The 548-nt window shown below is 62.2% G+C and carries 1 protein-coding gene; it reads right to left on the bottom strand.

Features of this window, described 5'->3' with window-relative positions:
• Positions 1 to 509 (bottom strand): DUF222 domain-containing protein (locus J1M86_RS24105; protein WP_206511659.1); only part of this gene is annotated, 509 nt, incomplete at its 3' end.
• Positions 510 to 548: the final 39 nt, after the last annotated feature.

Genomic DNA, 548 nt, shown 5'->3' with positions numbered 1-548 from the left:
GACTCGTGCTGTGCTCGGGTTGCCTCGTCCTCGTCGAACCGCATCCACAGATGCCAGATCCGTTTACGTAGCGATCGCGGGTTCAGCCGTTCCGCCGCGGCAACGCATTGGTGTTCGATGGCTCTGATCGTCTCCTCGCTGGCTTTGCTGAGCATCGAGGTCAGCACCAAGACCTTGGTGTAGTCGAGGGTCCCGCACACGAACCGAATAGCGGTCAGCGGCATCCAGTTGAGGCGCTCGGCGACCCCGACGAGCTTGCGGGCGACATCGAGTGAGATGTTCAGTGCCGTCGCGATCTCGCACAGTGCCTCGCGGTGCGCATCGAAAGGGTCCCCGTAACGCCTCTCCGCGTCCGCGAGCCGGAACTCGATTACCTCGCAGACCGATTCGACGATGCGGGCACGCTCGATGTTCTCCCTGTAAGCGTCGCGCGCGAGCACGCCGAGTATCCCCGCGACACACACGTCGGTGTCCATGGCAACACCCTCGAAATCCCCCGATTCGAACATACTTGCGAGTGTAAGCGATGGGTCCGACACGTTTCCCGA

Origin of the sequence: Rhodococcus sp. KRD197 (genome assembly GCF_017168235.1) — a bacterium.
In the GTDB taxonomy this organism is placed as follows: Bacteria; Actinomycetota; Actinomycetes; order Mycobacteriales; family Mycobacteriaceae; genus Rhodococcoides.
The sequence above is the reverse complement of the archived record's forward strand: the minus strand, read 5'-3'. Positions and strand labels throughout refer to the sequence as shown.